Source organism: Streptosporangium nondiastaticum (assembly GCF_003011965.1).
GTDB classification, from domain to species: Bacteria; Actinomycetota; Actinomycetes; order Streptomycetales; family Streptomycetaceae; genus Streptomyces; species Streptomyces nondiastaticus.
Window position 1 is genome coordinate 1 of sequence record NZ_PXWG01000207.1, and the last position, 8197, is coordinate 8197.

Annotated in this window: 7 protein-coding genes; 3 read left to right on the top strand and 4 right to left on the bottom strand. The window is 71.7% G+C overall.

Annotated features, from left to right (window positions below; translation table 11 throughout):
- Positions 1-46 precede the first annotated feature (46 nt).
- The gene (locus B7P34_RS33970) at positions 47-751 is read left to right on the top strand and encodes a hypothetical protein (protein ID WP_106682008.1); all 705 of its coding nucleotides are present in this window, start codon (positions 47-49) and stop codon (positions 749-751) included.
- Here the strand turns inward: B7P34_RS33970 and B7P34_RS33975 are convergent.
- A complete protein-coding gene (locus tag B7P34_RS33975) occupies positions 735-2855 on the bottom strand; it encodes a bifunctional glycosyltransferase 87/phosphatase PAP2 family protein (protein ID WP_106682009.1) in 2121 nt (706 codons plus the stop codon). The two genes, B7P34_RS33970 and B7P34_RS33975, sit on opposite strands and share 17 nt — an antisense overlap.
- A 432-nt stretch (positions 2856-3287) precedes the next feature.
- Between B7P34_RS33975 and B7P34_RS33985 the strand changes: the two genes are divergently transcribed.
- Both B7P34_RS33985 and B7P34_RS33990 read left to right on the top strand, forming a co-directional pair.
- Positions 3288-4595, top strand: coding sequence for an RNA-guided endonuclease InsQ/TnpB family protein (locus B7P34_RS33985; RefSeq protein ID WP_106682010.1), 1308 nt, complete (start codon positions 3288-3290; stop codon positions 4593-4595).
- Between the two features lie 154 nt (positions 4596-4749).
- Complete coding sequence (locus B7P34_RS33990; protein ID WP_106682011.1) at positions 4750-5271, top strand: GNAT family N-acetyltransferase; 522 nt, start codon at positions 4750-4752, stop codon at positions 5269-5271.
- Positions 5272-5323: 52 nt separating this feature from the next.
- Here the strand turns inward: B7P34_RS33990 and B7P34_RS33995 are convergent, their stop codons facing one another.
- From B7P34_RS33995 to B7P34_RS34005, 3 genes are all read right to left on the bottom strand, one after another.
- On the bottom strand, positions 5324-6130 hold the full coding sequence (locus B7P34_RS33995) for an esterase/lipase family protein (RefSeq protein ID WP_223268521.1): 807 nt from the start codon (positions 6128-6130) through the stop codon (positions 5324-5326).
- Between the two features lie 283 nt (positions 6131-6413).
- Positions 6414-7322: an ECF transporter S component gene (locus B7P34_RS34000; protein WP_106682013.1), complete on the bottom strand. Its 909-nt coding sequence runs from the start codon at positions 7320-7322 to the stop codon at positions 6414-6416.
- Positions 7319-8197, bottom strand: an 879-nt coding sequence (locus B7P34_RS34005) for an energy-coupling factor ABC transporter ATP-binding protein (protein ID WP_146167011.1), incomplete at its 5' end; no start/stop codon positions are given. The genes B7P34_RS34000 and B7P34_RS34005, both read right to left, overlap by 4 nt.

Sequence of the window (8197 nt, forward strand, 5' to 3'; positions counted from 1 at the left end):
AAGCTCCCCCCGCGCACCACCCCCACCTCCCACCCAAGGAGACTCCATGACCACCCCTCTCAGACTTCGTCCCCGCGCCGCCCTCGCCTGCGGTGCCGGGCTGGCCGTGGCCGCCGCCCTCACGCTGACCGGTGCGGCAGACGCCCGGACGGCGCCGACGGCCGCGACGGCCGAGGCGGGCTCCACCACCGTCACCCCGGCCGGCCACTCCTTCGCGGCCACGCTCAACGGGAAGGCCACGTTCAAGGCCGGTTCCGTGACCGTCACGTGCACGGCCTCCAGCTCCAAGCCGTCGGACGACTCCACCGGCAACCGGATACCGGACGCGCCCGGCAACCAGAACCCCTCGGGCCCGGTCGCCAACCCCCTCAACGCGCCCACGTACACCGGCTGCACCGCCAGCATCCCCGGGGTGACCACCACCATCGAGACGTCCGGCGCGTGGCAGGTGTCCATGCAGAACGGGTCGCCGATCACCGCGACCCTCACCATCCCGACCGGCGGCTTCGTCCTGAAGTCCACCGGCCTGGCCAACTGCACCATCACCGCGGCCCCGACCGGTGCCGCGGACATCGCCGCGACGTACACCAACGGCTCCCCGGCCAAGCTGACCGTCAGCAATGCCACCGCCGCGGTGAAGGTCGAGGGCGGCTTCGGCTGTCCGACCAGCGCGACGACGTCCGTCTTCAACGCGGTCTACGACGTCACGGACACGACCGACCCGGGCTCCCAGATCACGGTGAGCGACTGACCCCGCCCCGGCCGGGGCCGCCGGCCAGCCCTTCGCCGCGGGCGTGGACGCCGTCCCCGTGACCCCCGTGACCCCCGTGCCGCCCGAGGGCCCCCGCCGGCAGCGGATCGCTCTCGCCGCGCGCCGCCGGCACCTTCCCGTACGCCGGCCGGCCGGGACCGCTCAGCACGTACTGGATCGCGAAACCGGCCACGACGACCAGGGCACCGCCGACCGCGTCGAGCAGGTAGTGGTTGGCGGTGCCGACGATCACCGAGAGCGTCAGCAGCGGATAGAGCGCGCCGAGGCACTTCAGCCACGGCTTCGGCGCGACGACGGCGATCACGACGCCGCACCACAGCGACCAGCCGATGTGCAGCGACGGCATCGCCGCGTACTGGTTGGACAGCTCCGTCAGCGCCCCGAAGTCGGGGTTGTCCAGGTCCTGCGGCCCGTTGAGCGTGTCGATGAAGCCGAGGCCCGGCATCAGCCGCGGCGGTGCGAGCGGGTACGCCCAGAAGCCGGCGAGCGCGAGCAGGGTCGCCAGGGACAGTGCGGTGCGGGCCCAGCGGTACGTGCCGGGCCGGCGCACGTAGAGGTAGACCAGCAGGCACACCGGCACCAGGAAGTGGAAGGTGCCGTAGTAGTAGTTCATGCCGCCGGTGAGCCAGCCGACGCCCGCCACGAAGTGGTTGAAGCCGTGCTCGACGTCGATGTGCAGGAACTCCTCCACGCCGAGGATCTGCCGGCCGTGCGCCTCCGCGAGGGAGCGCTCGTCCGGGGCCTGAGCGCGGATGAACTGGTAGAACCAGTAGCCGACCCGTATCAGCATCAGCTCCAGCAGGACGTTCGGCCGGGTCAGCGGCCGCCGCCAGAAACGGAACAGCGGCACCCAGGAGATGCGGCCCGGCTGCGGCTCGGCCGCCGGCGTCGGCACCGGCCGCGCCCAGCCCTCCGCGGTGCGGGACAGGAACGGCACCACGCAGGCCGCCAGGAGCGCGGTCAGCACCGGGGCGTTGTCGCCGAGGGGGCGCAGGACCGGGTTGTCCGGCATCAGCACGGTGCTGGGGAGCGTCGTGACGAGCACGACGAGCACGGGCCACACCAGCCGGTCGGCGCGGCGCCTGCCCACGCGGCCGACGACCGCGAGCAGGATCCACAGCTGCTGGTGCTGCCAGGCCGTCGGCGAGACGGCGACCGCGGTGCAGCCCGCGACGGCCGTCGCGAGGAGCGCCTGCCCGTCGAGGGCGTAGCGGGCGGCCCGGCGCAGGCCGAGCACGGCGACGGCGGCGGCCAGCACGCCGTACGAGGCCGGTTCGGCCGGGCCGTGCAGGCCGGTGCGGAGCAGCAGGCCGTGCAGGGACTGGTTGGCGAGCCCGTCCGGGGCGTGGCCGAGGCCTTTGCCCGCGATGTGGTGGATCCAGTACGTCCACGAGTCGTCCGGCATGAAGACCCACGTCAGCGCCGTGCAGGCCACGAAGGCGACACCGGTGGCGGCGGCCGCGCGGCGGCGGCCCGTCAGCCACTGCAGGACGGCGAACAGCAGCACCGCGGGCTGCAGGGCCGCGGCGACGCCGACGAGCAGGCCGCTCACCCGGCCGGAGCCCCGCACGAGGCGGGGCGGGCAGCAGCCGGCGAGCACCAGCAGGACGGGGATGATGCTCGTCTGCCCGAGCGTGAACGCGTTCCGCACGGGCAGCGACGACACCGCGAGGATCACCGCCACGGGGGCGGCGAGCAGCGCCGTGCGGCGCGGGACGGGGCCGGGCAGGGACCGGGCGGCGACGAGCGCCAGGGCGACCACCAGCAGGAGCGTGCCGAACGTCCAGAAGATGCCCAGACCCTGCTCGGCGGCCTTCGTCAGTGGCTTGAGGACGAGTCCCGCGAAAGGAGTACCGGTGAAGTCGTCCGTGTCGTAGAGCGAGCCCCTGACGTGGAGGACGCCGTTGTCACCGATCCAGCGCTCCAGGTCGGTGAACCGCCGCCCGGGAGGCAGCCGCAGCACGGCGGCGGCCTGACGGACCGCCAGCAGCCCGGCGAGCAGCCACAGCGCGCCCAGGGCCAGGCCGGTCCCGGGCCACGCCCTCGGTGGACTTCCGAGTCCGCCTCTCTGCGCATTCGCCACGCCCAGCCGCTCCTCCGGGGTCGCCCAGCTCGGTCACCTCGTAGCGCTCTTTGAGACCTTACCGGGACTCTTGCAGAAAGCCCCGGCGTTCAAGCCGGGGTTGAACGCACCTCAAGGCTGCTCTGACGTGCACCTTTGAGTAGATGTTTGGCTGTTCGATGTACTGGTGGACGATGACAAGGGGTGCTCCGCCGCAGGATGTGGAGACGTGGTCGCATTCGCCGTTGAACTCCTTCGGCTGCGCTTCGAAGTCCTCGCAGACCCTTGCGCCTGGTCTCTTCGCAGCGTGTCGGCATCTCGTCGTTGAAGACTCCGCTCCGGTACTTCGTCACGAAGGCCAAGTGGACATGCATCGCCGAAACGACGTGTCTGTCTGCCCCGTCTTTAGCCGTTCTCCTTCTCCGTGAGACCAATCGCCGTAGGGTCTTGGTTGTGCAGCTCCGCTACAACTACCGGGCCTACCCGGATGCCTCCCAGTGTCGTGCGCTGGCGAGTGCGTTCGGGTGCGCCCGTGTGGTGTGGAACGACTGCCTGCGCGACCGGAAGGAAGCGCACGCGGCAGGGTTGCCGTACGTGAAGTCGGCCGAGCTGTCCCGGCTTCGCATCACCCAGGCCAAGCGCACCGCCGAGCGCGCCTGGCTCGCCGATGTGTCGGCGGTCGTCCTGCAGCAGTCCCTTCGGGACCTGGACACCGCCTACAAGAACTTCTTCGACAGCCTCAAGGGCAAGCGGCAAGGCCGGAAGACCGGCCCGCCCCGGTATAAGTCGAAGAAAGACACCCGGCAGTCGATCCGCCTCAACACCAACGCCTTCTCCCTCCAGGACGACGGCACGGTATACGTAGCCAAAGTCGGCAACCTCAAGGTCAAGTGGTCCCGCCGGCTGCCGGCCGCACCCACGTCCCTGACCGTCACCAAAGACAGCTCCGGCCGGTACTTCCTCAGCTTCGTCGTGGACACCGAGCCGGACATCCTCCCCGGCGTGGAGGCCGACGCCGGTATCGACCTCGGCCTGTCCGCCTTCGCCGTCCTGTCCGACGGCAGCAAGATCGACAGCCCCCGCTTCCTGCGCCGGGCCGAGAAGAAGCTCAAGCGCCTTCAGCGGGAGCTGTCCCGCAAGGCCAAGGGATCGAAGAACCGGGCCAAGGCCCGTATCAAGGTCGCACGCCAGCACGCCAGGGTGGCGGACCGGCGCCGGGACTGGCACCACAAGGTTTCCACACAGATCATTCGCGACAACCAAGCGGTGTATGTGGAAGACCTCGCGGTGTCCGGCCTCGGGCGCACCCGGCTCGCCAAGTCCGTGCACGACGCGGGATGGTCCGCGTTCGTCGGCATGCTGGAATACAAGGCGGTCAAGCACGGCCGCACCTTCGCCAAGGTGGACCGGGCCTTCCCGTCCTCCCAGGTCTGCTCGGCCTGCGGATTCAGGGACGGCCCCAAGCCCCTGCACGTCCGGGAATGGACGTGCGGCAAGTGCGGCACCGTGCACGACCGCGACCACAACGCAAGCCGCAACGTCCTCGTCGAAGGACACCGAATCGTCGCCGCCGGACGGGCGGAGACACTAAACGCCTCGTGGAGCGCCGGTAAGACCAGGGCGAAAGTCCCGGCACAGCGCGTTGAAACAGGAAGCCCCCGGAAGGGTCAGACGACCCAGGCCGGAATCCCTGGACTTCAGGCCAGGGAGCACGTCAATGACTCCGGAAGAACAGGCGCAGGTCACTCCGGAGTCACCTGAGGACTTCCTTTTCCTTTGTTTCGTCTGGATGGCCGGATTCCGACGGGGCTGCGGCGGCGCAGGCTACGGCGCGCCCGGGAGCGGCCGGGCCCGGGGCCGTCACCGCCCCGGTAATTCGGACGCGCCCGCGAAACCCCCGTGCGACCATGCCGCCATGAGCCGTGCGACCGTCTGGACCGTCACTCCGCAGCCCGTCGCGTCCCCCGAGGCGGTGGAGCTGATGCGGGAGTACATGACCGAGGTCGCCGATCGCTGGTTCCTGCTGCACGAGGGGCGGACCACGACGCCGGAGGAGGTCGAGGGGTACGTCGCCGAGGAAGCGCACGGCGATCTCGTGCCGCCTAAGGGCGTGCTGCTGGTCGCCCGGCGGGAGGGGGAGCCGATGGGGTGTCTGGGGCTGCGGTGGTACGACCGGGGGCGGGGGACGGCCGAGTTGAAGCGGATGTTCGTGCGGGCCGCCGCGCGCGGGCTCGGGGCCGCGCCCGCTCTGCTGGCCGCGGCCGAGGCCACCGCGCGGGAGTGGGGCGCCGGGCGGATCGTGCTGGACACGCGCAAGGACCTGGTGGAGGCGCGGGCGCTGTACGCCCGGCACGGGTTCGTGCCGGTTCCCCGCTACAACTCCGTCGAGGAGAACCCGTACGCCGAGGTGTGGATGGGCAAGGAGCTGCTGCCCTGACCGGCCGGGCGGGGGCGGGTGACGCCCCGGCCCGGCCGGGCGCGGCGAGGTGTCAGCTGAGGACCGACGCGCAGGTGGTGGGCTCGGCGTTGGCCGGGTCGAGGCGGCCCGCGACCCAGTGGACGACGATGCGGTCGACGCTGCCGATCGAGATGTGTTCGGAGAAGTCGACGGGGCAGAGGTCCTGGAGCATGACGTTCCGGACGTTCGGGCCCGACAGGAAGTTCGTGCCGTGCGGGGTGACGACCTGGTCGTACTTGGTGGCGATGACCGAGTACTCGACCCCGGGCATGGTGTCGGGGCTCGCGTTCAGACGGTTGAGGAAGTCGGAACCGAGGGCCTGGTCGGTGAGGCCCTGGGCCATGCCTCCGAGGGCCTTACGGGCACCGGGGACGCTGTCCATCAGCTTGGTCAGGCCCATCATGGTCGTGCCGTGGCTGGAGGGGGCGAGGCCGATGAGGTGGTTGACCTTGCTCGCGCCGCCCAGGAAGTTGATGTAGTAGCGCGGCATCATGCCGCCCTGCGAGTGGCCGACCATGTCGACCTTGTCGGCGCCGGTGGCCGCACGCACCTTGTCGACGTACGCGGAGAGCTCTTCGGCCGACTTGTCGATCGGGCCGAGGCCGTAGAAGACCGGCACGCCGGGCAGCTTGCCGTAGTCGAGGGAGAAGACGCAGTAGCCGCGCTTGACCAGATAGGGCGCCATCACGAGCCAGTTGTCGGTGGCGTTGCCGAGCGTGCCGTGGACCAGGACGACGGGGCGGGGGTGGGCGGCGGAGGGCTTGCAGCTGAAGTCGTTCCAGCCGCTGCTGACCGTTGCGGGGCGGTCGGCTGCCGAGGCGGTGGAGCCGATGGCCAATGTCAGAGTAAGAGCTGATAAAAGGGAACAAACAAGGCGGGAAGCTCGCCCAATTCCAGACATGAAGTCCTCGTGCGTCTCGTGCGTGGTGCTCGTGCGTGGTGGGAGCAGGCGGCACCGGCGCGACGACCTGTCCGGTCGCGCGCTGAAAGCCGTCCGCGTGGATGCGATCAAGATCGCTGAAAAATTACCGGCGAGTCAAGTAACTACCGGTACGGGCGAGGTAACTTGCGGTACGAGCGGTGTGACCTCCGGTACGGACGTCAGACCGTCGGTACGTACGTCAGACCGTGCGGCGTCGTTCGGCCGGAGGGCCCGCCGGCCCGTCAGGAGACTTCCCGAAGGCCACCGGCGCGTCGAACGCCGCCCTGCGCGTGGCACGCCGCAGCGCCCTCAGCACCACCGGGCCGAGGGCCAGCGTCGCGGTGACCGTCACGACCGCGCGCGGGAGGTCCCAGCCCAGCGACGTCGCCAGGCAGTACGCGACGAAGCGGGCGAGGTTCTCCGACAGCGGGTCGCCGGGGACGAACGAGACGCCCGTGGCGAGCGAGCCGATGTAGGGCCAGCCCTGGAGGTTCATCACCGTCCCGTAGAAGAGGGACGCCACCGCCCCGTAGCCCGCGAGCATCAGCACCTCGCGGGCGCCCCGCAGCCGGTCCGGGCCCGGCAGCAGGCCCGCGCCCATGGACACCCACCCCATCGCCAGCATCTGGAACGGCATCCAGGGGCCGACGCCGCCCGTCAGCAGCGCCGACGCGAACATCGACACCGAACCGAGCACGAAGCCGAAGCCCGGTCCGAGGACCCGGCCCGACAGGACCATCAGGAAGAACATCGGCTCGATGCCGGCCGTGCCCGCGCCCAGCGGCCGCAGGGCCGCGCCCGCCGCCGCCAGGACGCCGAGCATCGCGATGGCCTTCGCGTCCAGGCCCGAGTCGGCGATGGCCGCCACGACGACCGCCAGCAGCAGCGGCAGCAGCGCCGCGAACAGCCACGGCGCGTCCTGGGAGTGCGCGAGCCCGGAGGACGACGCGGCGAGCAGGGGCCAGCCGAAGGCCATCACGCCGACGGCGGAGACCAGGAGCAGGGCCGCGACCGAACGGCGGCCCAGGCGGATCGCCCGCGCCTGGCGGTCGGGGGCGGCGCCCTGCCGTTCGCGGGCGGTGTCCGTACGGCCGGAGGCGTTCTTCACGAGCCCGCCCCCAGCGCCTTACGCACCTGCCCCACCGTGAGCCACGGCTGCGGCGCCAGCACCTTGGCCACCTGGGGGGCGAAGGCCGGGGACGAGACGACCACTTCCGCCGTCGGGCCGTCCGCGACGACCTCGCCGTCGGCGATGACGACGACCCGATCGGCCAGCTCCGCGGCGAGTTCCACGTCGTGCGTCGCCAGGACGATCGCGTGCCCCTCGGCGGCGAGGCCGCGCAGGACCTCCACCAGGCGGTGCTTGGCCGCGTAGTCGAGGCCGCGGGTCGGCTCGTCGAGGAGGATCAGCGGCGGGCGCGCCGTCAGCACCACCGCGAGGGCGAGCGCGAGGCGCTGGCCCTCCGACAGGTCGCGCGGGTGCGTCGTGCCGGGAACGTCCGGCAGGAGGCCGGAGACCAGCGCGCGGCAGGTGCCCGGCGCGGCGCCCGCGTCGCCGTCGGCCGCCGCGCACTCGGCCGCCACCGTGTCCGCGTACAGCAGGTCGCGCGGCTCCTGCGGCACGAGGCCGACGTGGCGCAGCAGCTCCGCCGGGGACGTGCTGTGCGGCGCGGTGCCGCCGACGCGGACGGAGCCCGCGGCGGGCTTGTGCATGCCGGCGAGCGTGCGCAGGAGGGTCGACTTGCCCGCGCCGTTGCGGCCCATCAGGGCGACGGTCTCGCCCGGGCGCACCGACAGGTTCACCTCGCGCAGCGCGACCAGCCGGTCGTGCCGGACGGCGAGGCCGGTCACGGCGGCCGCGGGGGCCGGGCCACTCTCCGCCGTGCGGCGGGCGGCGGCCTGCGACGTGGTCACGATGGCCTCCGTGTGGCCGGAGGACCACAGCCGGATGTGGCGCACCGCGGCGTCCAGGTCGTCCACGAC

What these genes read in the sequence shown, in the direction of transcription:
- B7P34_RS33970 (WP_106682008.1), top strand. Translation starts at nt 47, where the DNA reads ATGACCACCCCTCTCAGACTTCGTCCCCGCGCCGCCCTCGCCTGCGGT.
- B7P34_RS33990 (WP_106682011.1), top strand. Translation starts at nt 4,750, where the DNA reads ATGAGCCGTGCGACCGTCTGGACCGTCACTCCGCAGCCCGTCGCGTCC.